Origin of the sequence: Cohnella abietis (assembly GCF_004295585.1) — a bacterium.
In the GTDB taxonomy this organism is placed as follows: domain Bacteria; phylum Bacillota; class Bacilli; order Paenibacillales; family Paenibacillaceae; genus Cohnella; species Cohnella abietis.
Genome location: NZ_AP019400.1, coordinates 4,500,722 through 4,524,827, shown reverse-complemented (window position 1 = coordinate 4,524,827; position 24,106 = coordinate 4,500,722). Strand labels below are relative to the sequence as shown.

Genomic DNA, 24,106 nt, shown 5'->3' with positions numbered 1-24,106 from the left:
GTGATAGATTTGGCTTACTTATATCGACAAAAAAAGGTTTTGAAGGTCGGCAAGATTAGACAGACTCCGAATATCAAAGCGATTATACTAGGTTCATCCATCCCGGCCTGTGCAATTAGAGAGTTTACGGGCGACTTAGGGTGGGGGGTAATCATATGATCGTTTATGTTGATCTGGTGTTCTTTAACAATCTGGCTGTTGATGGAATGGTACTGCTAGCAACAGCAAAAGTACGCCATCTTCGACCGTCGCGTAGTCGCCTGTTTGCAGGAGCATTTTTAGGTGCATTTTATGCGGCTGCGATGTTTTGGGCTCACTTTCCGTACATGTATTCTTTCGGCGCCAAGGTTTTAATTTCCCTCATAATGGTGTTGCTTGCGCTCGGGTATGGCGGTCCATTAGCCTTCATTCGTAATTTTGGAGCCTTTTATTTGGTGAATTTCGCCACGCTAGGAGGGGTAATTGGGCTAAGCTACTTACTGAAATCCGCAGACTCGCCATGGAGGGGGATGCAATATACGGCAGATGGTGGCCTTATTCTCGACTGGCAAATGCAACTGGGCTTGTACATAGTAGCCCTTTCGCTGTCATTTTGGTTGTTTAAGAGTACATCGGAAACCCGTGTAAGGCGGCAGGAGCTGGAGCAACTGTTTTGGGACATTGAAATCAAGGTGGAAAGTGGTAGCTGGGCTGTTAGAGCTCTACTGGATACTGGAAACCGTTTATACGACCCTTTGACCCGCATTCCCGTCATGATAATGGAAGCTGCTATTTGGAAAGCTGAATTGCCAACAGGCTGGTCCGAGCGGTTAAAGGCTGAGCCTCCAGATAAGCTTATCGCTGAAATGGATACAGATCATACCGAAGGTTACCCTTGGGGAAATCGACTTAGACTTATTCCCTATCGTGCCATTAATGGCAACACTCGTCTTATGTTGGCCATAAAACCCGATATTGTGCTGTTATCTCGGGAAGGACATACCCCCCTTCGAGTGAGCCGGGTTCTCATTGGTTTAGATGGAGGCACTTTGTCTTCCGAAGGAACTTATCAAGCCATTGTCCATCCGGATATGGCAAAAGCCGAGCCTGTATCGTCGGCTCCATCTCAGCCTGCGTGACAGGAGGTTAGCAGAAATGTTCGTTAACATGAAATTAAAGTCCCAGTTATCTTTTTATCGCCTGTTATTCTGGTTTGGGTGGAAAAGCGAAGAGGTCTACTACATCGGAGGAAGCGAGGCTTTGCCTCCGCCGCTTAGCCGAGAAGAGGAAGAATATTTGCTTGAGAGGCTCTCAACAGGAGACGCAGCAATTCGTGCTATGCTTATTGAAAGGAATTTAAGGCTCGTTGTTTATATCGCCCGTAAATTCGAAAATACAGGTATTCATATCGAAGACCTTGTCTCAATTGGGGCAATAGGACTAATTAAAGCAGTTAACACCTTTGACCCTGAAAAAAAGATTAAATTAGCAACTTATGCTTCTCGGTGTATCGAGAATGAAATTTTAATGTATTTGCGTAGAAATAGTAAAACTCGAACTGAGGTTTCATTTGATGAGCCGTTAAACATCGATTGGGATGGTAATGAGCTTTTGCTCTCTGACGTGTTAGGCACCGAGAACGACACCATATATCGTAACATTGAAGAACAGGTCGACCGTAAATTGTTGCACAAGGCACTTGATAAGCTAAGTGAAAGAGAACGGACTATTATGGAATTAAGATTTGGTCTTGCGGATGGGGAGGAAAAGACACAGAAGGATGTAGCTGACTTACTTGGTATATCCCAATCCTACATTTCAAGGCTAGAAAAACGTATTATTAAGCGGCTGCGTAAGGAATTTAATAAAATGGTGTAGAAGTTGCGCGAAAATTCGTACATTTCACACTTTTCCCTCTTGTACCAGAAGTCTCAAAAAGCGGAATAAAAAACCCTTCCCCGGAGATACTTTACATTAATGCTGCTCCCCGGGAGGAATTGCCTTGACCCGCAATAAAGTTGAAATTTGTGGAGTGGACACCTCAAAGCTGCCCGTTCTAACCAATGCCGAAATGAGAGAATTATTCCTTGCACTGCAAACTCGAGGAGAGCTCTCCGCCAGAGAAAAGTTAGTAAACGGTAATTTACGCTTGGTCCTAAGTGTCATACAACGCTTTAATAACCGTGGGGAATTTGTTGACGATTTATTTCAAGTCGGTTGTATTGGTTTGATGAAAGCAATTGATAATTTTGATTTAGGCCAAAATGTTCGATTTTCAACTTATGCTGTACCTATGATTATAGGTGAAATCCGTCGTTACTTGAGGGACAATAATCCCATTCGAGTTTCCCGCAGCTTACGTGATATCGCCTATAAGGCGTTACAGGTAAGGGACCAGCTAACAAACCAGCATTCTAGAGAGCCCACTATTCTAGAAATTTCCCAAGTTTTGAATGTGCCCAAGGAAGATATCGTATTCGCTTTGGACGCTATTCAAGATCCGGTATCCTTATTCGAGCCAATCTATCATGATGGCGGAGACCCGATTTTCGTAATGGATCAAATCAGTGATGAACGAAACAAGGATGCTCAGTGGATCGAAGAAATAGCCTTGCGCGAAGCGATGAGGAAGCTCAACGATCGTGAAAAAATGATACTTTCCATGCGGTTTTTTGAAGGAAAAACCCAAATGGAGGTAGCGGATGAGATAGGTATTTCACAAGCTCAGGTTTCAAGGTTAGAGAAATCAGCCATTCAGCAAATGCAAAAGCACGTAAAAACTTAAAACAGCATCAATAAGAGGGTGAAGATAGCTTTCATCCTCTTTTTTACCCCCTATGGCCACTATCCCCCTCGCTCAGCTTCGTTCGGCTCCCGTCTCGTTGCCCAACATGCTCTTTCGAGTGTGCGCCGCTCCCCCTGCCTCTCTGCCGTCACCATGCACCTTACCGCCTTGCACCTTGCTTCCTTTGCCCACTGGTCTCCCGATTCCTCAGTCGCACTGTTCCCTTGTCCTCGGGTCTCCCAGCTCATTTGTCCCTCTACCGCCTAGCCCTTTGGTCTCCCGGCTCTCTGTCTCGTGTTATCTCCCTCTAGCCCTCCCTGCCTATAAGAGGGTTACACAGCCCCTACAGCCATTATCCCCTTCACTCAGTCCATTGGAAGTAAAATGCTTTCGCGTAGACAGAAAATAACAGCCATACAAATCCAAGCGATGCTAAACCGTTCATACGGAATCAAATCAAACGAAACAATCCCAGTAACGAGAGCAGAGAATACCAATCTCAAGCGAAATAATAACGCAGCTAAAAGAGACCAACTCATACCATGTCCGATCAAATGAGATTGAGGTATATCAAACTCAAGTGAAGCAACGCAGCTAAAAGAGACCGACTCATACCATGTTCAGTCAAATGAGATAAAGACATACCAAGCTCAAGCGAAACAACACAACTAAAAGAGATCGAGTCATACCATGTCCAGTCAAACGAGATAAAGACATACCAAGCTCAAGCGAAACAACACAGCTAAAAGAGATCGAGTAATACCATGTCCAGTCAAACGAGATTGAGACACACTAAACTCAAGCGAAACAATACAGCTAAAAGATACCGAGTCATAGCAACCACAGCCAAACTAGATGGGGCTATAGGAACCGTTATGATTCCAATGTTCAGTGATAAATAATTGACCTTACGAACCTAGCAACTAACGAATATAATTCAGATGGCAAGCAGACCGTGAGCAATCGCAACCGCAACCGCAACCGCAACCGCAACCGCAACCGCAACCGCAACCGCAACCGCAACCGCAACCGCAATAATTAGACGGGTAGGATGAAATGCGATTATTATCAGAAATTTTTCGTTTAACTACCGGTAGGACTAACAATAAGTTATTCGAAGAAATCAACTTACCTTTTGGAGAAGTCCGGTATACTCTTGTTTATGTTTTATGGAGTTATTTTCTCGACAAATCAATGAAGGGTAATTTAACGTTGGGGTATTTGCACAAAGCTGCACAAGGTATTCAAAAATATTTGTTTTCAGCTTCAAATTATTGAATCCGAAACAAAACTGATCTAGATAAGATTGCAGATGTTTAGGTCCTATTCCATTGAATGTGTTATTAATCCATTGGGAGGCTTGCTCGCACATTTGAATTAATGGTCTGTACCTATCCCGACTAAACTTCAAATTAACAACGAAGACTTCTTTTGCTGAAGGGTCAACGTATCGATTTCTAAAAGCATGAGTGCCCGATGAAGTGATGCGATCATAGATTAAATGTTCATCTGGTACTTGTTTAATAACTAAATTTATCATTTCCTCGTCTTTGCTAATTGAGGCGCCGGCAAGCAGGGGGTGCTCTTGAGGATGACGAAATATAGTTGGATTATGAGGTTGTCCATAGACCCCCCAATTAATACGAACTAGTCCGTTAAGTAACACTTGGGATTCTGAGCAGGACATAGCATGACGAATTTTGTGACATATGAGCCAGGCTGTTTTGTACGTTGTGCCGATGGTAGAGGCTAATTGTTTAGCGCTAATGCCTTGGGGGCGTGCGTGTAAAAATAAGGCCTGAAACCATAGTCTAAGAGGAGTCCGGCTTCCTGAGAGAACCGTGCCAGCTATCAATGAAGTTTGAAAATGACAAGAGTTGCATTGATATAACGGTAATCTTCTAGAACGAATTATACAGAATTGCCTATGAAGGCAACGAGGACAACAATATCCGTCAGGCCATCGGGCAATAAATAAGGCTTGAATACAAGTATCCTCACTAGCAAATGACTGAGTAAATAGTTCAAACGTCATAAGATCGCTCATTAATAACTCCACCACCTAACGGGAACATGTGTTCTGTTTTTATTTTACATAAAATTTGTTAAAAGATCAAGTTTTTTAGTTGGGTTTTTATTCATATTTTTGACTAAATGACAGGGGGATTTAGCATAAGGAACGAGCTGTGAAGTTCTGCTGAGCGACGGGGATAGTGGTTGTAAGGGTAAAAAACAGGGTTCTGCTGAGCGACGGGGATAGTGGTTGTAAGGGTAAAAAACAGGGTTCTGCTGAGTGATGGGGATAGTGGTTGTAAGGGTTGAAAAATAGGATTCTGCTGAGTGACGGGGATAGCGGTTGTAAGGGTAAAAAATAGGATTCTGCTGAGTGACAGGGATAGTGGTTGTAAGGGGAAAAAATAGGGTTCTGCTGAGCGATGGGAATAGTGCTTGTAAGGGGTGAAAAATAGGGATCTGCTGAGCGACAGGGATAATGGACGAAGATAATACACTGGAGTTACAAATGGGCTAATAAAGTGAATTGGGTATGGTGGCTAATATATTGTTGCTGAGGGGCTGGGTAACTTCGTACATTTTTCGAAACTGGCTCATATATTTAGTAATAGGGTACGAGTGCCCGGGTGATTGGGGGCGAGGGAATGAAGATTTCGGATTTTCAGACGAAGGATGTTATCAATATTGTTGACGGTAAGAAGCTGGGTCAAGTAAGTGATTTGGAGCTGGATTTACGTCAAGGTAGAATTGACTCCATCGTGGTACCGACATCTACCCGTTTATTTGGAATGTTCGGTGGGGGTAACGATGTTGTGATTCCGTGGAGGAATATTGTGAAAATAGGCACGGACGTTGTGTTGGTTAGACTGGACGATGCTAAGGTATATCGCCTTGAGGATGGGGAACATTCCGGAAGATAGTGCGCTACGGCGCCTTTCTTCCGATTATTGCTAAGCTATGGTAAACTGGGAACGGGGGTGTAAGCTCTTGGAACCGTTTCAATTGCAACTAAACAATGAAAAATCTTCATCACTGTTATTGCTACAATCTTGGTGCGAGCTGAATGGTGTAACCGCAGGTTTTACAACAAGGCAATCTGATAACACGGCACTTCACGTTGGGGATGATCCCGACGGTGTAATAAGCAACCGCAGAAACGTCATGGAACAGCTGGACTGGTCTTTTGAAGCATTCACATGTGCGGAGCAGGTCCATAGCAATGAAGTGCACGTCGTAACCCTTGAGGACATAGGGAGAGGCCGGGCGAACAGAGAAAGTGCCATACAACATACAGATGCGTTAATAACGAACGAATCGAATGTGCTGCTGGCGATGTATTACGCTGATTGCGTTCCTCTGTACTTCTATGATCCTGTAACCGATAGTATGGGACTAGCCCATGCTGGTTGGAAGGGTACAGTTTCTGAAATTGCAGTCAAAACCGTTGAGAAAATGAAAGCAGTTTATGGAGTTCAGCCACAGAATTTACTGGCGGCTATTGGTCCGTCTATAGGTGGTTGTTGTTATGAAGTGGATGAATCCGTGCTGAAAAATGTGCGCCCATTGTTGGACTCTTTTTCGACAAGTGAGCAAACAATAGATGCTTCTGAGATTATAAAGCCACAGGCACAAAGTGACCGTGCGCTCCTTGACTTGAAACATTTAAACCGACATCTTATGATAAAAGCAGGAATTTTGCCGAGCCGCATCGAAATGTCATCATGGTGTACTAGTTGTCGTACAGATCTGTTCTTTTCCCACCGTAAGGAAAATGGTGTAGCAGGACGAATGATGAGCTGGCTAGGCAGGAAATAGAGGTGATCGTTTCGTGACATTACAGAGCCGTCTACGAGACGTAGAAAATCGGCTGGAGCAAGCTTGTTTAAGAAGCGGCAGAAAACGTGAAGACATACAGATAATTGCAGTCACAAAGTACGTTTCGCTTGAAACGGCTCAGGCTGTTGTGAGAGAAGGCATATCCCACATCGGAGAAAACCGTTGGCCGAATGCTAAAACGAAATGGGAAGCGTTAAAGGAGCAAGCTGTTTTTCACTACATAGGCTCCCTGCAAACAAACAAGGTAAAGGATGTCATCGGAAAATTTGATTACATTCATTCCTTAGATCGTCTTTCTTTAGCTGAAGCCATTCATAACCGTGCACAGATGCTTGATATACAAGTTCCTTGTTTCTTGCAAGTGAATGTATCTGGCGAACAGTCAAAGCAGGGCTTGGTCCCAGAAAATGTCGAGCAATTCATTCTTGATATCAAGCGTTATGACAGGATTCGGCCTATTGGATTAATGACTATGGCTCCTTATGAAAGTGAGCCAGAGTCAACAAGAACAATCTTCCGTGCGCTTCGACACCTTAGAGACAAGCTAAATGAGTTGTCCATTCTTGATGAGCCAATGTTAGAGCTTTCAATGGGAATGTCAAATGATTTTGAGGTCGCGATTGAAGAAGGAGCGACTTCGGTGCGTTTGGGAACGGTATTGGTAGGGAAAGAAGAGATGGAGGAGGGATAGTTATGGGTGTTATGAATCGCTTCTTGAATTATTTAGGTTTGCAGGAGGAACAAGAGCAGGAGCAAGAACGTGAGCGACTGGCTGGGCAAGAGGAACAAGAAATTGAAACCCCTACGTTTGATTCACGTAAACAATCAGGAAAGAACAATGTTGTAAGCATTCATTCGCAGAAAAATGCTCGAGTCGTTCTAACTGAGCCGCGCTCATACGATGAGGCACAGGAAATCGCGGATCAATTAAAATCGCGTCGTTCTGTCATTGTGAATTTGCAGCGTGTAAGAAGAGATCAAGCAATAAGAATCGTAGACTTTTTAAGCGGTACCGTTTATGCGCTTGGAGGTAATATCTCTAAGCTTGGCTCAGACATCTTCCTCTGCACGCCGGATTCGGTGGAAGTGTCGGGAACGATAACGGAAATGCTAAAAGAGGAAGCCGATGACTACGCCAAAATGAGGTGACACCAGGTTGGAACAAATAGAAGAATATATTTGGATCTTGTATACCATCTATCGCTACATGTTAATTATTTACGTACTTATGTCCTGGTTGCCTACCGTTAAAGAAAGCTTCGTAGGAGAGCTTCTCGGTAAGCTAGTTGAGCCTTACTTAAAGCCTTTCAGACGGATAATTCCACCAATTGGCGGAATGTTAGACATATCGCCGATTATTGCTTTCTTTGCATTAGGGTTCCTTGCTCAAGGGCTAATCGCAGTTCTGAACATCGTTTTCTAAGATTGAAGGTGCATTATGTCTCATAAAGAAATATACGAGCATTTTCATCCGGATGAAAAAGCATTTGTGGATCGCGCTTGGGAGTGGGTCGAACGTGCCGCTGAACGTCATGAGACGAAGCGGACCGATTTTCTCGATCCACGCCAAGCGCATATTTTATTTACACTTGCAAATCGCCATCCAGATGCACAGGTTCTACTTAACGGCGGTAGCGAAAAGGCTGAACGTCAACGAGCTATAGTAGCACCGGATTATAAGGTGCTGGATGATATCGATATGGGTATAGTAATCTTGGATATTTCTTCGGATGACCGCCGAATTTCGGAGTTGGATCACGGAGATTATTTAGGTGCTTTACTCGGACTTGGTATTAAACGAGATAAAATCGGGGATTTACACGTTAGTGAGTCAGGCTGCCATGCTCTTATTGCTGAAGATATTGGCAATTTCTTACTGGGGCATATGAAGCAAGCTCACCGTATAGACGTGAATGTGTCTGTGAGGCCGCTGGCTGACCTCCGAGAGGTTAAAGTGGAGCTTGTGGAGCAAGTGCTCTCTGTTGCTTCTATGCGTCTTGACGGCGTAGCTAGCGATGTCTTCAGATTGAGTAGAACGAAAATTGTTGCTCCGATTAAAGCAGGCCGTTGCCGAGTCAGTTGGAAGCCGGTAGAGGATCCCTCTTTTCAATTGAGGGAAGGTGACATGGTTTCGATGAAGGGTTTTGGTCGATTTAAGGTGCTCGAAGTGGAAGGCGTGTCAAAAAGTGGCAGAGTTCGAGTGCGAGTCGGTAAATTTGTGTAGAAGTCTAGGAGGATTTCCACAGCTTGCGTCGAATTCAGTCAATGAACAAGCTACGTGGTTATTAGACTCTAGGAGGTGCGCCAATGCCACTTACTCCATTGGACATCCATAACAAAGAATTCAGCCGCAGGTTGCGCGGTTACGACGAAGATCAGGTCAATGAATTTCTTGACCAGATTATCAAGGATTACGAAGCCATTATTCGCGAGAATAAGGAATTGCAAAACCAGGTCGCCGCTTCGCAAGACAAGCTTGGCCATTTCTCAAATATCGAGGAAACGTTAAGCAAAACCATTATTGTCGCACAGGAAGCTGCAGATGAACTAAGGGGCAACGCGAAGAAGGAAGCCCAGTTAATTGTTAAGGAAGCGGAGAAAAATGCCGACCGCATTATCAACGATGCTCTTTCCAAGTCCCGTAAGGTAGCTTTGGAAGTAGAGGAATTGAAAAAGCAGGCAACCATTTACCGTGCGCGTTTCCGTGCATTGATTGAGACGCAAATGGAGCTTCTAACACAAGATGGTTGGGATTCCTTGGATAACCGTGAGCCAAGAGGTATTGAAGCCTAATCTCTCCAAGCAAGTCAAAAAAAGGTCCTGAGAGGGTCCTTTTTTTGTTTACATGAAAAAGTGGGTTTGACAAATGCTTCGGCAAAAAGTATAACAGGGATATAAGATTAATCCATATGAATGTCGCAGACGGGAAGCAGTAAGCATGTATCTGAAATCCAGAGAGTTGGCGATTGCTGCGAGCCAACATGAGGAATGTGCTGAATATCGTCCCCGAGATGCGCTGCTGAACCCCTTGATTACTTAAATCAAGTAGATACTAAGCAGTGCCGGATGTCCACCGTTAAAGGGAACACGCATAGTTGCGAAACAGGCTTAAGCCTTTAGCTTTCTTTGCGTTTCGAGTTGTCGTCTAGCTTTCTTTAGGAAAACTTAGACGGAACAAGGGTGGTAACGCGAGCTAACCTCGTCCCTTTCCAGGGATGGGTTTTTTTATTTTAAACTATCGTCGTCCAAAGGACGGCGAAGTCGTTTTTACTTGGTCAGGAGAGAGGAAGAGGGAATATGCAAAGAGTCGACGTTAAAGAAAAAGCAAGATCGCGCGAGCAGCGCATTTTAGACGAATGGAAGAAGGACGGTACGTTCCGTAAATCAATCGAAAATCGTGAGGGCAAGCCGAATTTCGTTTTCTACGAAGGACCGCCGACTGCTAATGGCAAACCACACATCGGTCACGTTCTCGGTCGTGTCATGAAGGATTTCGTCGGTCGCTACAAGACGATGTCGGGTTACCGCGTCGTTCGTAAAGCCGGTTGGGATACGCATGGATTGCCGGTCGAGCTTGGCGTTGAGAAGCAGCTTGGCATTTCGGGCAAGCAAGAGATTGAGAATTATGGCATTGAGCCATTTATAACGAAATGTAAGGAAAGCGTGTTTGAGTATGAGCGACAATGGAAGGAACTGTCGGAAGGTATAGCTTATTGGATTGACATGGATGATCCGTACATTACTTTGGACAATAATTATATCCAAAGCGTATGGCATGTTCTTGCGACAATTCATGATAAGGGTCTGCTGTACCGTGGACATCGGGTAAGTCCATATTGTCCAGATTGCCAGACGACGCTAAGTTCGCATGAAGTTGCGCAGGGCTACGAGGACGTTAAGGATTTGACGGCTACTGCTAAATTCAAGCTGAAGGATAGCGGAGAATACATTCTTGCTTGGACGACAACACCTTGGACACTTCCTGCGAACGTAGCACTTGCGGTGAACCCGAAGCTGGACTATGTTAGGGTCCTTCAAGAAGGCGAAGTTTATATTGTCGCTGCAGCATTGGCTGAGAAGGTCATGAAGGGTGAATACGAGACGCTAAGCACTGTAAAAGGACATGAGCTAGTCGGTGCGGTATATGAGCCGTTATTCCCCTACGTGAAGGTAGAAAACGCATACCGAGTCATAGACGCGGATTACGTCACTGATTCAAGCGGAACGGGTATCGTTCACATTTCTCCGGCTCACGGGGAAGACGATTATCGCGTAGCGCGCTTGCACGACATTCCGATGCTTATGGTTGTTGATAACGCCGGTAAATATATTGCAGAAGTAACGGATTTGGCAGGACGTTTCGTCAAGGATTGCGACATTGATATTGTCAAAATGCTATCCGAGCGTGGCCTGCTGTACCACAAAGAAAAAGTGGAGCATAGCTACCCGTTCTGTTGGCGCTGCAAAACACCGCTTCTCTATTACGCAACGGAGAGCTGGTTCATCAAAACAACCGCAGTTAAAGATCAATTAATTGAAAATAACAAAACAATTAAATGGTACCCTGAGCATCTTCGCGATGGACGCTTCGGCAAGTTCCTTGAGGATCTAGTTGACTGGAACATTAGTCGGAATCGCTATTGGGGCACACCGCTAAATGTGTGGACCTGTGAATCGTGTGGAACAGAGAAAGCACCTCATAGCATAGCTGAGCTTCGTGCGCTCGCCATTGGCGAAGTTTCGGAAGATATCGAGTTGCATAAGCCATACGTAGATGCTATTCATTTACGTTGCGGCTGTGGTGGTGTGATGAACCGTGCATCTGAGGTTATTGATGTTTGGTTCGACAGTGGCTCTATGCCGTTCGCACAATACTTCCATCCTTTTGGGGATGAAAAGAAATTCGAACAGCAGTATCCAGCTGATTTTATTTGTGAAGGTATCGATCAGACTCGTGGATGGTTTTTCAGCTTGCTAGCGGTATCCACGCTTTATAACGGTAAAGCTCCATATAAATCAGTAATCTCAACAGGCCATGTACTTGATGAGAGCGGTCAGAAGATGAGTAAATCCAAGGGGAATGTTATTGATCCTTGGGAAATCATCAACGAGTTCGGTACAGATGCATTCCGTTGGTCGTTGCTTGCAGATAGTGCTCCGTGGAACAGCAAAAGGTTTTCCAAAGGAATTGTTGCTGAAGGAAAATCCAAAATCGTCGATACGTTAGTTAATACACATGCTTTCTATGCTTTATATGCAACGATTGATGGTTATGTAGCTTCAGAGCATGCCAAAATTAAATCGGACAACAAGCTGGATCGTTGGATTTTATCTCGATTGAATTCTTTGATCAACGAAGTTGTGCGTGGGTTGGAAGCTAACGATTTCTTGAATCCTGCTAGAGCAATCGAGGTTTTTGTTGATGAGCTGTCCAACTGGTACGTTCGACGCTCGCGTGATCGTTTCTGGGGAAGCGGGCTCACTGACGTTAAGCTATCTGCTTACCAAACGCTTGGTGAGGTTCTCTTGACCCTATCCAAGTTAATTGCTCCTTATGTACCGTTCGTCTCTGAGGATATTTATAACAACCTAGGCGGAGAAGGAAGTGTACATCTAGCGGATTATCCGAAAGCGGATCAATCAGCTATTGATGTGGAGCTTGAGCGCGATATGGCAACGGCAAAAAATATGGTTGAGCTTGCACGGAATATCCGCAATGAAGCAAGCCTTAAAACACGCCAACCGCTGTCTGAGCTGCTTGTTTCCTTAAGCGGGGAATTCGATCTAGCGGGCTACGATGATATCATCAAGGATGAAATCAATGTTAAGAAAATTTGTGTCGTTAACGATGATAGTGGGTTCGTTAATTTTAACCTCAAGCTTAATCTTAAGGTTGCAGGGAAAAAATACGGCAAATACGTTGGGCCGATTCAAAGTGCGTTTAAGACTTTGACTAATGAAGAAACTCGCAACATTGTCAAAACGGGTCAATATAGCTTCACTTCCGCAGAAGGTGAAACGCTAACGATTGAGCTGGAAGAAATTCTGGTTGAGAAGGAAGCGAAAATGGGCTTTGCAGCTGCTTCTGGCGGTGGGGTGACGGTTGCGCTTAACACTGAAATTACACCAGAGCTTGAGCAGGAGGGCTGGGTTCGTGAAGTCATCCGTGCAGTACAGGATACTCGCAAGAAGCTGGACTTACCAATCGAGAAGCGTGTTGATCTTGTGCTTGATGTTGATGCTGAGCTAGAGAAGGCTCTTCTAGCATTCGATAATGTATTGAAGGAAAATGTTCTAGTTAATCATGTTTCCTTCGGTCAAGCAGAAGGTATGGAAACGGTGCAAGCCGGTGAGAAGTCCATCGGAATTGCTATCGTTACAGAAGCATAATTTAGCCTGTAACAAGTTAACTTAATAAAGAGAGTAATAAGACGAGCTCTTTCCCAGTAGTCAGCATTTAATTAGCTGCACGGGGGGAGCTCGTTTTGTATGAGGGAAATTGTGGTATATTGAGGAAAGGACGCCTGAAGGGATGTGCACATATGGGCGATAATTCAAATCAAGATAAGCACAATAAAGATAAGCACAATCAAGTGAAAGTAAAGCTGTCTCCCGAAGCTACAATAGAGTCGACAGATCGGCTGGCAGAAGAAGCGGAAGAATTACGAGGGACGTTAGGATTTTTGACGAAAAAGCTTGAACGTCTTTCCGTTGATATGGAGAAGGCCCAGCTAAAGGAATATGTAAATTTAATGCAACGACCATGGCAGCTAATTTGGAAAAATTTCCTTTCTGGACTTTCGCGTGGTGTTGGTATTGCGTTAGGATTTACCTTTTTTGCGGCGACAATTGTTTATTTACTGCAGTTCCTCGGGGCACTTAATTTGCCTATTGTGGGCGATTACATTGCGGATATTGTTCGGATCGTTCAGCGGCAGCTTGAAATTAATCCCTATTGATAACAAATAACAAATGAATGCTCAATATAATCCGAATCTACGCAAATAAATATCTCTCAAGTCGAGTCCTCTCCACCCATTGCCCTGATGAAGGTGGCAATGGGCTTCAAGAGGCGATCACAAGCTTTTTCGAGAAAAATATTTACTTCGACCCGGCTGCATCATCCGAAAAGCTCAAACGGCTAATTTCACTGCTCATCCACAAGCTCATCAGGCTCAAGAAGGTGGTCACCTTCGTTACTTGCCATATAATGGCGATAAGCGCGATTACGGACGACCGTGACATTATGGCCAGTAATATCGGTTGCGAGAAAACTTTCAAGGGACTCGACGAATCCATCGTTTTCATCGGCCTCGATACTCATGGAATCATAGCTGTCGATGTTATTTCCTTCTGCCATAGCAGGGCTGTTAGAGCTTCCCCAGGACTCTACAATTTGCCATGCGTCCTCGCCATCAAAGCCATTCTGATCATCGCGCTCGTCTAGACTAGTGCGTCCGAACGGGGGCGAAAGAAATTCCTCTTCGATAGGTCTGTTGTTAGAGGGCTCTTGCCTTGGCTCATGCTCCAAGCAATAGATCGCTGTGGGAAGAGCATCTAATCGATCTAATGGAATGAATTTGCCGCAGGTTACACAATGTCCATATTCACCAGTATCCATTCGTTCCAGCGCAGCATCAACACGCTCTAGTCGGAACGCCTCCTTTTCCAATAAAGCCAAGTCTTTGCTACGCTCGAACATTTCCGTTCCCGCATCTGCAGGGTGATTATCAATACCGGAAAGCTCTCCAGTTGAATCACGAAATGACGCAGCTAAGCCAAAGTGCCCGTTACCTTTAACACGCTCTTCTAAGTCGCTTCGCTCCTGTAGCAAACGGCGTCTAAGCGCCTGAATTCTTTCTTGATCTAACGGAATAGGCAAGATGTCCACTCCCTTCATCTTTCTGACTGGATGTAGTTTTCTCGAGTTTGGCTCGTTTTACGTATGACATGGTGCGGGCAAGTTTGGAGATTCTGTCGTAATTTACTTGCAGTTCATGGACGCTCCTTAGCGCAATGTGATAAAATCAACACGCAGGAGAAACAGATGAAGGGCGGAAAAAGCCGATGCAACGTCGTATTTGGCCGGTATGGGCCTATTATGTAGTAGCAATTGTCGTATTTCTGATCGATTATGTGAGTAAAAAAATAATTGATCGTACGGTTGAGCTCAATACGGAAAGAATTCCGGTATTGGGAGATTTCTTTATCATTACTCACATTCGCAACAGAGGTGCGGCCTTCGGTATGCTACAGGAGCAACGGTGGTTTTTCCTCATCATTACCGTTGTCGTAGTAGTTGGAATTCTGTGGTACTTACACCGTTCTTATCGCACAGGAAGTGCATTGCTAATGTTTTCGCTTGCGATGATTCTAGGCGGTGCTATTGGAAACTTTTTGGATCGTGCGCTTTTTGGCGAAGTCGTAGACTTTCTGCAATTTAATTTTGGTTCGTATACATTCCCGATCTTTAACCTTGCTGACTCCGCAATATGTATTGGAGTAGGGTTAGTTATTTTGGATGCGTTACTGACTATGAAACAGGAGAATAAACCGCATGACAATGGAGAACAACAGCAAGAACAACCAACCGTCTGAGGATTTGGCATTAAGTTCGATTGAAGAAGGCGAGAGTAACCAGGTTGGATGGATCGTAGAGGAGCATCAAGCTGGAGTAAGAGCGGACAAGCATATTGCTGAGGAATTGGCGGATCAATCTGTTTCCCGTTCCCAAGTACAAGAATGGATTCGCATAGGTGCTATTAGTGTCAATGGGAATCAAGTGAAGGCGAACTCCAAGCTTGCTGAAGGCGACCAGATTGTCGTTGTTATGCCAGAGCCGGAGCCGCTAGAGGCACAGCCAGAAAATATACCTCTAGAAGTTGTGTACGAGGACAGTGACGTTATCGTCATCAACAAACCGCGAGGAATGGTCGTTCACCCTGCAGTCGGTCATCCGAATGGCACAGTCGTTAATGCATTACTTTACCATTGCAAGGATCTCTCGGGCATTAATGGTGTAATGAGACCCGGTATCGTGCATCGGATTGACAAAGATACTTCTGGGCTATTGATGGTAGCTAAGAATGATTTGGCTCACGCATCGCTTGCTGAGCAGCTTAAGGAGCACACCGTTACCCGGAAATATTTTGCATTGGTATATGGCGTTATGCATCATGACAAAGGGACTATAGATGCGCCAATCGGGCGGGCTAATCATGACCGGAAGCTTTACGTCGTTACCGAAAAGAACAGCAAGCATTCCGTTACCCATTTTGCCGTTCTGGAACGATTCGATGAATACACATTGCTTGAATTGAAGCTTGAAACGGGCAGGACGCATCAAATTCGAGTACATATGAAATATATTGGCTTTCCTTTGGTGGGCGATCCCGTGTACGGAGGCAAGAGCGGGCGAACGTTGGGGATGAAAGGGCAGGCTCTGCATGCAGAGGTGCTAGGCTTTAAACATCCGCGCACAGGGGAGTATTTAGAATTTACAACCCCGATTCCGGAAGACATGCAGCATTCACTAGATATTCTTAGAACACGCTAAATATTGTTTCTAGACTAGCGGCGATGATTTCTGCAAATGATCTGCGTAAAAATCCATGGAGGATAGCGGATTTTTAAGTCATAGTATGTAATACTATTGGACTTAAGGGAGTGTCGTAACGTGAGTGTAGAAAAATATCAGGCGACCTTTATTCAGAATCAATTCGCAAGCCGCATCGGTGGAGCGGACTATGGCAAGGATACGAATATTTACAAGTTCGAAAAAATTAAAAGAGCTAAAGCTGCGGCGAAAAAAGCACATCCAGATGTTGAATTGATCGACATGGGTGTTGGTGAGCCTGACGAGATGGCGGACGCTGGCATCTTGGCCAAGCTTGCAGAAGAAGCGGCTAAGCCAGAAAATCGCGGTTACGCTGACAATGGTATTCCTGAATTCAAGGAAGCTGCAGCTAGGTATCTGAAAAATGTATTTTCTGTTGATGGAATTGATGCGGAGACAGATGTTCTTCACACGATCGGCGCAAAGCCTGCTCTGGCCATGCTTCCGACAGTGTTTATCAATCCCGGTGATGTAACGATCATGACTGTGCCTGGATATCCGGTATTGGGAACCCACACAAAATATCTCGGTGGAGAAGTGTATAACATCAAGCTGACGAAGGAAAATAATTTCCTTCCCAACATTGATGCGATTCCTGAAGATATTGCTAAACGTGCTAAGCTTCTGTACCTGAACTATCCGAACAATCCTACTGGAGCTGTGGCTACGGTTGAATTTTTCGAGAAGGTCATTGTATGGGCGAAAAAATACAGTGTAGTCGTCGTGCACGATGCACCTTACTCGGCACTTACTTATGATGGTGTTAAGCCATTCAGCTTTCTGTCAGTGCCAGGAGCGAAGGATGTAGGCGTTGAGCTGCATTCCTTGTCCAAGTCATTTAATATGACGGGTTGGAGAATTGGTTTTATTGCTGGTAACCCATTAATTGTTAAAGCCTTTGGGGATGTCAAGGATAACAGTGACTCCGGACAATTTATTGCTATCCAGAAAGCTGCGGCATATGGCCTCGACAATCCGGCAATTACTGAAGCTATCTCGGAGAAGTATTCCCGCCGGCACAATAAGCTCGTTGCAGCTCTTAACGAAATCGGGTTTAGTGCTGAGAAACCTAAAGGCTCCTTCTTCTTATACGTTGAGGCTCCTAAAGGGATCGTAGGTGGACAGCGCTTTGAGTCTGCTGAAGACTTCTCGCAATATTTAATTCGTGAGAAGCTCATCTCCACCGTGCCTTGGGAGGATGCTGGTAAATTTGTCCGTTTCTCCGTAACGTTCATCGCTGAAGGCGAAGCGGAAGAGGCGCGCGTCATCGACGAAATTAAGAGACGGCTGACTGATGTAAAGTTTGAATTTTAACAGGCCAGATTTCCTTGACACTTCCTGTCGAACATGGGATAATAATTGTTAATGAACGGGTACCTTTAACTCAGTCCTGAGAGACTGGCAAGGTGGCGCAGAGTTGACATATATCTCGGGTTATTTGACCTAACATGTCGTAATGTATTGCTGTTATGGACATGTTGTGCGAATCTGAGAATATCCTCATCTGACTGATTCCTCCTTGCGTACACGCAGGGAGGTTTTTTATGTGCAATTATCGCATGAAGGAGGGGTTGATATGTCAGACTCCCGCGTCATCATGGATGAATCCGCTATGCGACGAGCCCTTACCCGGATCGCTCACGAAATGGTTGAGAAGAACAAAGGTATTCAGGGCTGTGTCCTAATAGGCATTCGTACTAGAGGTATTTATATTGCTCATCGTTTAGCAGAGCGAATTCTGGATATTGAAGGGCACCCGATTTCGGTCGGAGAGCTGGATATAACAGGATACAGAGATGATCGTCCTTATTCGGAAGAAGATATCCGAGTCATACCGGGTGGAGAATTATCACTTTTGGTAAAAGATAAACGAATCATACTCGTAGACGATGTGCTGTATACCGGACGAACGATTCGTGCAGCGCTAGATGCTCTTATGGACTGTGGAAGACCTCAATCCATACAATTGGCTGTACTTGTTGACAGGGGTCATCGCGAGCTGCCGATTCGCCCAGATTATGTTGGCAAGAATGTGCCGACCTCTCGGCACGAACAGATAGATGTTTCGTTAAGCGAAATTGACGACAACGATTGTGTCATGATCCTGCATCCGCGTGAAGCGGAAATCGGACGATAACATCTTAATTAAACAACAGAAGAGGAGGCCAAAGAGAATGTCGACTACCTGGATTATTAACGCAAAGAAGCTTAGTGCAGATACAGGTGAAGCGGAAATAGCACACGTACGAGTGGACAATGGCTTAATCGCTGAGTGGCATTACGGAATTGAATTGCCCGATACAGCAGGAGCAAAAATCATTGACGCTCAGGGGAAGCTGATCTCACCAGGCCTTATTGATATGCACGTACATCTACGTGAGCCTGGCTTTGAATACAAGGAAACGATCGCAAGCGGAACAGAATCGGCTGCTAAAGGCGGATTTACGGTTATTGCTCCTATGCCTAACACGCGTCCGGTTATGGATACTCCTGAAACCATTAACCTCGTGCTCGATAAAGCGGCAACAGAAGGCGTTGTAAGAGTGCTTCCTTATGCTGCAATTACAAAAAACGAGCTCGGCCGCGATTTAACAGATTTTGCTGCATTGAAGGAAGCGGGAGCGATTGGATTTACCGATGATGGTGTCGGCGTACAAAACGCACAAATGATGAAAGACGCAATGGCGCTGGCTAAGTCGCTCGACATGCCGATTATCGCGCATTGTGAGGATGACACGCTGGTCGTAGGTGCGGCAGTATCGGAAGGCGCGTTCTCTCGCAAGCATGGACTTAAAGGTATTCCTAACGAGTCCGAGGCCATCCATGTAGGCCGTGACATTCTTCTCTCGGAAGCAACTGGCGTACATTATCATATCTGTCATGTGAGCACTGAGCAGTCTGTTAGATTAATTAAACTCGGCAAATCAGTTGGAGTTAAGGTTACTTCTGAAGTATGTCCACATCACTTGCTACTTTCTGATGAACATATACCGGATAGCATGGATGCCAATTGGAAAATGAATCCTCCTCTGCGTACGCCTAAAGACGTGGAAGCTTGTATCCAAGGACTTGAGGATGGAACGATCGATATTATCGTAACCGACCATGCTCCTCATAGTGAAGAGGAGAAGGCACGGGGGATGGAGAGAGCGCCATTCGGAATCGTTGGGTTTGAAACGGCGTTTCCGTTGCTATATACGAAATTCGTTCGTACAGGACGCTGGAGTCTGGACTTCCTGTTACGCAGAATGACTAGCGACCCAGCTAGAGTTTTCCGTCTTCCTTATGGAACGATGGAAGTAGGTGCACCGGCGGATCTTATCCTTATTGATTTGGAGAACGAGCGGGAAGTAGACCCTGCAACGTTTCTCACGAAAGGCCGTAACACTCCATTCACCGGATGGAAGCTATATGGCTGGCCAACATTAACAATGGTTAATGGCAAGATTGTTTGGACAGAAGAGAACGGCATTAACCGCTAAGGAGTGATTGGGATGCAAGCAAGATTATTGTTAGAAGACGGTACGTTATTCACCGGTCAGGGCTTTGGCGCTGAGGGCGGATCTGTTGGAGAAGTAGTATTTAACACTGGAATTACAGGCTATCAGGAAGTATTGTCCGATCCATCCTATTGTGGGCAAATCGTGACGATGACATTTCCTTTGATTGGGAACTATGGAATTAACCGTGATGATTTCGAAAGCATTCGTCCTTATATACACGGTTTCGTGGTTCGTCGCCATGAGACAGTGCCAAGCAATTGGAGGGCACAATATACAATTGATCAGTTACTTAAGGAATACGGCATTGTCGGCATTAGCGACATCGATACTCGTATGCTTACTCGGATTCTCCGTCAGCACGGTACGATGAAGGGGATTCTTACAACGGGTAATGAGCGGATAGAAGAGCTGAAGGAACGTCTTGGAACAAGTGCGTTGCTTCGCGATCAAGTAGCTCGTACTTCAACAAAGAGCGTATTTTCCAGCCCTGGCGAAAAGGAACGTATTGTACTCGTTGATTACGGCGCGAAGAGCGGTATTTTGCGCGAATTGACTAAGCGTGGTTGTGACGTTGTCGTCGTTCCTCAAGATACGACTGCAGATGAAATTCGTCGGTTGCACCCAGATGGTATCCAGCTTTCTAATGGCCCTGGAGATCCTAAAGACGTGCCGCACGCCGTTGAAACAATCCGTTCGCTGCTTGGAGAATATCCGATTTTCGGCATTTGCTTAGGCCATCAATTATTCGCACTAGCTTGTGGTGCGGACACGGATAAGCTGAAGTTTGGACATCGTGGTGGTAACCATCCCGTTAAGGAATTGGAATCCGGACGTTGCTTCATCACTTCCCAGAATCACGGATATACGGTTAAAGAAGAGTCCGTTGTCGGAACTGAGCTTGAAGTGACACATATCAACAACAATGACAAAACGATCGAAGGACTGAAGCACAAGACTTACCCTGCCTTTTCGGTGCAATATCATCCGGAAGCGGCTCCGGGTCCTTATGACTCCAGCTATCTGTTCGACCGTTTTCTAGAAATGATTCGTGATAATAAGATCGCCAACCCTGAACGGCCGCGCCAGGCACAATTGTCGGAGACGCTGAGAGGAGAGCTGCAGTATGCCCAGAAATAATGACCTCAAGAAAATTCTCGTAATCGGCTCCGGCCCTATTGTCATCGGACAAGCGGCAGAATTTGATTATGCCGGTACGCAAGCTTGTCAAGCGTTAAAAGAAGAAGGAATTGAAGTTATCTTAATTAATAGCAACCCTGCTACGATCATGACGGATACGAACATTGCGGACAAAGTATATATCGAGCCTATTAATCTAGAGTTCGTGTCCCAAATTATTCGTCAAGAGCGTCCAGACGGCTTGCTTCCTACACTAGGTGGACAAACTGGACTTAACATGGCGGTTGAGCTTGCCCGTGCAGGAGTTCTTGAGCAAGAAAATGTAAAGCTTCTAGGAACACAGCTTGATGCAATCGAACGCGCGGAAGATCGCGATTTGTTCCGTGAGCTTATGCGTGAGCTAGAACAGCCTGTACCGGAGAGTGTTATCGTTACAACGGTTGAAGCTGCGGTCGAGTTTGCTAATGGACTTGGCTACCCGGTTATCGTTCGTCCTGCTTATACACTAGGTGGAACAGGCGGCGGTATTGCAGCGAACGAAGAAGAATTACGTGAGACGGTAACTAACGGAATTCGTTATAGCCCGATCGGTCAATGTCTAATCGAGAATTCGATTGCTGGCCTGAAGGAAGTGGAATACGAGGTTATGCGTGATGCGAACGATAACTGTATCGTAGTTTGTAATATGGAAAACTTCGATCCAGTAGGCGTTCACACAGGCGATTCCATAGTTGTGGCTCCAAGCCAGACGCTATCTGATCGTGAATACCAAATGCTTCGTTCGGCTTCGTTGAAAATTATTCGTGCACTTAACATCGAAGGCGGCTGTAATGTTCAGTTCGCACTGGACCCACAGAGCTATCAATACTATGTCATTGAAGTTAATCCACGTGTTAGCCGCTCGTCGGCACTTGCTTCCAAAGCAACGGGCTACCCGATTGCGAAGATGGCAGCTAAGATCGCCGTTGGTTACACGCTAGATGAAATTGTTAACCCTGTAACGGGACAAACATACGCTTGCTTCGAGCCAACATTAGACTATCTGGTAGCGAAGATTCCACGTTGGCCGTTTGATAAATTTACATCAGCTAACCGTAAGCTCGGTACGCAAATGAAAGCGACTGGCGAGGTTATGGCAATCGGTCGTACGTTCGAGGAATCGATCCAGAAGGCTGTTCGCTCCCTTGAGATCGGTGTTCATCGCCTCTATCTGAAAGGCGCAAATGAGCTTATAGATGAAGTTCTTACTACGCGACTAGTTAAACCGGACGACGAGCGTATCTTCTTAGTAGCGGAAGCGTTCCGCCGTGGTTGGACATTGCAGCATATTCAAGACCTAACCAATATCGATTGGTGGTTCTTGGATAAGATCGAACGGATTGTTCAGTTCGAGGATGTTATCCGCCGTGAGCCTGTTCTTACCGCTGAAACATTGCTTGCTGCGAAACGTAATGGTTTTACGGATCGCGCAATTGCTGAGCTTCGTAGCGAAGGACATCCGGGCAGTGCGCTCACTATCGAATCTGACGTACGCGCTCACCGCCTAGAGCAAGGAATTAAGCCAGTATACAAGATGGTTGATACTTGCGCGGCTGAGTTTGAAGCGACTACGCCATATTATTATTCGACTTATGAGACTGAGAACGAGGTTCTTCCGAGCACGAAGGAGAAAATCATCGTTCTGGGCTCTGGACCTATCCGAATTGGACAAGGGATCGAGTTCGATTACTCCACGGTACATGCTGTATGGGCAATCCGCAATGCGGGTTATGAAGCCGTCATTATTAACAACAACCCGGAGACTGTTTCAACAGACTTCAGTACTTCAGATAGATTGTACTTCGAGCCGCTGTTCTTCGAAGACGTTATGAATGTTGTAGAGCAAGAGAAGCCAATTGGTGTTATCGTACAATTCGGAGGTCAAACGGCGATCAACTTGGCTGCACCATTGTCCAAAGCTGGCGTACGCATTCTAGGTACTTCACTTGAAAGCATTGATGAAGCTGAGAACCGTAAGAAATTCGAAGCTTTGTTAAGCAAGCTAGACATTCCACAGCCGAAAGGTACAACGGTTACTACAGTTGAAGAGGCAGTAGGTGCTGCTGATAAGCTTGGTTACCCAGTACTTGTCCGCCCGTCTTACGTTCTTGGCGGTCGCGCAATGGAGATTGTTTACTCCGATGAAGAGTTGCTATCCTACATGGAGATTGCAGTCACGATTAACCCTGAGCATCCGGTACTTATCGACCGCTACATGCTAGGTAAAGAAATTGAAGTCGATGCGATCTGCGACGGAGAAACAGTTGTTATCCCGGGAATTATGGAGCATGTAGAGCGTGCGGGCGTCCATTCAGGCGATTCCATCGCTGTATATCCTCCGCAATCCCTATCCGATGATATTAAGCAGCAAGCAATTGACATTACGATCAAGATTGCTAAAGAGCTCAAGACGATTGGATTAGTCAATATTCAATTCGTTGTATGGCAAGAGAAGGTTTATGTAATCGAAGTAAACCCTCGTTCTTCTCGTACAGTACCTTTCTTGAGCAAGGTTACTCGGATTCCTATGGCTAACCTGGCAACTCAAGCTATTCTTGGTATCAAGCTGAAGGATCTAGGTTATCAAGAGGGCTTGTGGCCAGAAGACGAGTTCGTTTCGGTTAAAGTTCCTGTGTTCTCCTTCGCCAAGCTGCGCCGTGTTGACCCTACGCTGACTCCGGAGATGAAATCTACGGGTGAAGTTATGGGACGCGATCGTCAGTACGCGAAAGCCTTGTATAAAGGATTAATTGGTTCCGGAATGAAAATTCCGACCTCGGGAGCTATCATTGCTACGGTTGCTGACAAGGATAAAGACGAAGCTATTGAAATTCTTAGAGGCTTCTACAATCTCGGTTACAAGCTGATCGCCACTGGCGGTACGGCGGATGCCATCCTTAAAGCGGGACTGAAGGTTCGTCGTGTGAATAAGCTGTCTGACGGTTCGCCTAATATCGTCGACCTGATCCGTACAGGCCAAGCACAGTTCGTGGTCAATACCCTTACTAAGGGTAAAGAGCCTGAGCGTGATGGATTCCGTATTCGCCGCGAAGCTGTAGAGAACGGAGTCGTCTGCTTGACTTCATTAGATACAGTAAGTGCATTGTTAAAAATGCTACAGGCACTTCGCTTCTCCAGTGAGCCTATGCCAGCATTCCAAAGCTAAAATCGTAATACTGCCCGATCTCCTGCGAAGCG

22 protein-coding genes and 1 other annotated feature are annotated in these 24,106 nt (G+C 45.4%); of the genes, 19 read left to right on the top strand and 3 right to left on the bottom strand.

The genetic code is table 11. The features are described 5' to 3' along the window. Positions 1-155: 155 nt before the first annotated feature. From spoIIGA to sigG, 3 genes are all read left to right on the top strand, one after another. The gene (spoIIGA, locus tag KCTCHS21_RS19940; RefSeq protein WP_130612360.1) at positions 156-1,118 is read left to right on the top strand and encodes a sigma-E processing peptidase SpoIIGA; all 963 of its coding nucleotides are present in this window, start codon (positions 156-158) and stop codon (positions 1,116-1,118) included. A 16-nt stretch (positions 1,119-1,134) separates the two neighbouring features. Then, complete coding sequence (gene sigE, locus KCTCHS21_RS19935) at positions 1,135-1,857, top strand: RNA polymerase sporulation sigma factor SigE (protein WP_130612357.1); 723 nt, start codon at positions 1,135-1,137, stop codon at positions 1,855-1,857. A gap of 124 nt (positions 1,858-1,981) precedes the next feature. Continuing rightward, the gene (gene sigG, locus KCTCHS21_RS19930) at positions 1,982-2,764 is read left to right on the top strand and encodes an RNA polymerase sporulation sigma factor SigG (protein WP_130612354.1); all 783 of its coding nucleotides are present in this window, start codon (positions 1,982-1,984) and stop codon (positions 2,762-2,764) included. A gap of 365 nt (positions 2,765-3,129) precedes the next feature. Here the strand turns inward: sigG and KCTCHS21_RS31210 are convergent, their stop codons facing one another. Together KCTCHS21_RS31210 and KCTCHS21_RS19925 are read right to left on the bottom strand one after the other, a co-directional pair. After that, complete coding sequence (locus KCTCHS21_RS31210) at positions 3,130-3,303, bottom strand: hypothetical protein (protein WP_162309353.1); 174 nt, start codon at positions 3,301-3,303, stop codon at positions 3,130-3,132. A 584-nt stretch (positions 3,304-3,887) separates the two neighbouring features. Next, positions 3,888-4,811, bottom strand: a complete 924-nt coding sequence (locus tag KCTCHS21_RS19925) for a transposase (RefSeq protein WP_130612351.1) — start codon at positions 4,809-4,811, stop codon at positions 3,888-3,890. Between the two features lie 610 nt (positions 4,812-5,421). Between KCTCHS21_RS19925 and KCTCHS21_RS19920 the strand changes: the two genes are divergently transcribed. From KCTCHS21_RS19920 to KCTCHS21_RS19880, 9 genes are all read left to right on the top strand, one after another. Further along, the gene (locus tag KCTCHS21_RS19920) at positions 5,422-5,697 is read left to right on the top strand and encodes a YlmC/YmxH family sporulation protein (protein WP_130612348.1); all 276 of its coding nucleotides are present in this window, start codon (positions 5,422-5,424) and stop codon (positions 5,695-5,697) included. Positions 5,698-5,764: 67 nt separating this feature from the next. Beyond that, positions 5,765-6,592, top strand: a complete 828-nt coding sequence (gene pgeF, locus KCTCHS21_RS19915) for a peptidoglycan editing factor PgeF (protein WP_130612345.1) — start codon at positions 5,765-5,767, stop codon at positions 6,590-6,592. 13 nt (positions 6,593-6,605) lie between these two features. After that, positions 6,606-7,304, top strand: a complete 699-nt coding sequence (locus tag KCTCHS21_RS19910; RefSeq protein WP_130612342.1) for a YggS family pyridoxal phosphate-dependent enzyme — start codon at positions 6,606-6,608, stop codon at positions 7,302-7,304. A gap of 2 nt (positions 7,305-7,306) precedes the next feature. Then, positions 7,307-7,762, top strand: coding sequence for a cell division protein SepF (locus KCTCHS21_RS19905; protein WP_130612339.1), 456 nt, complete (start codon positions 7,307-7,309; stop codon positions 7,760-7,762). Between the two features lie 7 nt (positions 7,763-7,769). Beyond that, on the top strand, positions 7,770-8,036 hold the full coding sequence (locus KCTCHS21_RS19900; protein ID WP_130612335.1) for a YggT family protein: 267 nt from the start codon (positions 7,770-7,772) through the stop codon (positions 8,034-8,036). A 15-nt stretch (positions 8,037-8,051) separates the two neighbouring features. Further along, entirely contained in the window at positions 8,052-8,837 is a 786-nt protein-coding gene (locus tag KCTCHS21_RS19895; protein ID WP_179952626.1) for a YlmH family RNA-binding protein, read from the top strand. Between the two features lie 83 nt (positions 8,838-8,920). Then, the gene (locus KCTCHS21_RS19890; RefSeq protein WP_130612329.1) at positions 8,921-9,406 is read left to right on the top strand and encodes a DivIVA domain-containing protein; all 486 of its coding nucleotides are present in this window, start codon (positions 8,921-8,923) and stop codon (positions 9,404-9,406) included. A 117-nt stretch (positions 9,407-9,523) separates the two neighbouring features. Further along, positions 9,524-9,823, top strand: a binding site (T-box leader). An 87-nt stretch (positions 9,824-9,910) separates the two neighbouring features. Further along, positions 9,911-13,003: an isoleucine--tRNA ligase gene (gene ileS / locus KCTCHS21_RS19885; RefSeq protein WP_130612326.1), complete on the top strand. Its 3,093-nt coding sequence runs from the start codon at positions 9,911-9,913 to the stop codon at positions 13,001-13,003. A gap of 119 nt (positions 13,004-13,122) precedes the next feature. Then, the gene (locus KCTCHS21_RS19880; protein WP_408621724.1) at positions 13,123-13,572 is read left to right on the top strand and encodes a DUF5665 domain-containing protein; all 450 of its coding nucleotides are present in this window, start codon (positions 13,123-13,125) and stop codon (positions 13,570-13,572) included. 188 nt (positions 13,573-13,760) lie between these two features. On the opposite strand, the gene KCTCHS21_RS19875 is transcribed toward KCTCHS21_RS19880, so the two are convergent. Then, positions 13,761-14,495, bottom strand: a complete 735-nt coding sequence (locus KCTCHS21_RS19875; protein ID WP_408621722.1) for a TraR/DksA C4-type zinc finger protein — start codon at positions 14,493-14,495, stop codon at positions 13,761-13,763. 185 nt (positions 14,496-14,680) lie between these two features. Between KCTCHS21_RS19875 and lspA the strand changes: the two genes are divergently transcribed. From lspA to carB, 7 genes are all read left to right on the top strand, one after another. Continuing rightward, positions 14,681-15,211: a signal peptidase II gene (gene lspA / locus KCTCHS21_RS19870; protein ID WP_130612320.1), complete on the top strand. Its 531-nt coding sequence runs from the start codon at positions 14,681-14,683 to the stop codon at positions 15,209-15,211. Then, positions 15,177-16,169, top strand: coding sequence for an RluA family pseudouridine synthase (locus tag KCTCHS21_RS19865; protein ID WP_130616605.1), 993 nt, complete (start codon positions 15,177-15,179; stop codon positions 16,167-16,169). The genes lspA and KCTCHS21_RS19865 overlap by 35 nt, the downstream gene beginning before the upstream one ends. A 120-nt stretch (positions 16,170-16,289) precedes the next feature. Beyond that, on the top strand, positions 16,290-17,543 hold the full coding sequence (locus tag KCTCHS21_RS19860) for an LL-diaminopimelate aminotransferase (protein ID WP_130612317.1): 1,254 nt from the start codon (positions 16,290-16,292) through the stop codon (positions 17,541-17,543). 262 nt (positions 17,544-17,805) lie between these two features. Continuing rightward, positions 17,806-18,366, top strand: coding sequence for a bifunctional pyr operon transcriptional regulator/uracil phosphoribosyltransferase PyrR (gene pyrR / locus KCTCHS21_RS19855; RefSeq protein WP_130612314.1), 561 nt, complete (start codon positions 17,806-17,808; stop codon positions 18,364-18,366). Between the two features lie 37 nt (positions 18,367-18,403). Beyond that, the gene (locus KCTCHS21_RS19850) at positions 18,404-19,711 is read left to right on the top strand and encodes a dihydroorotase (RefSeq protein ID WP_130612311.1); all 1,308 of its coding nucleotides are present in this window, start codon (positions 18,404-18,406) and stop codon (positions 19,709-19,711) included. Between the two features lie 12 nt (positions 19,712-19,723). Then, positions 19,724-20,869: a glutamine-hydrolyzing carbamoyl-phosphate synthase small subunit gene (carA, locus tag KCTCHS21_RS19845; RefSeq protein ID WP_130612308.1), complete on the top strand. Its 1,146-nt coding sequence runs from the start codon at positions 19,724-19,726 to the stop codon at positions 20,867-20,869. Next, complete coding sequence (carB, locus tag KCTCHS21_RS19840; protein WP_130612305.1) at positions 20,856-24,074, top strand: carbamoyl-phosphate synthase large subunit; 3,219 nt, start codon at positions 20,856-20,858, stop codon at positions 24,072-24,074. Before carA ends, carB begins: the two co-directional genes overlap by 14 nt. The last annotated feature ends 32 nt before the right edge of the window (positions 24,075-24,106 follow it).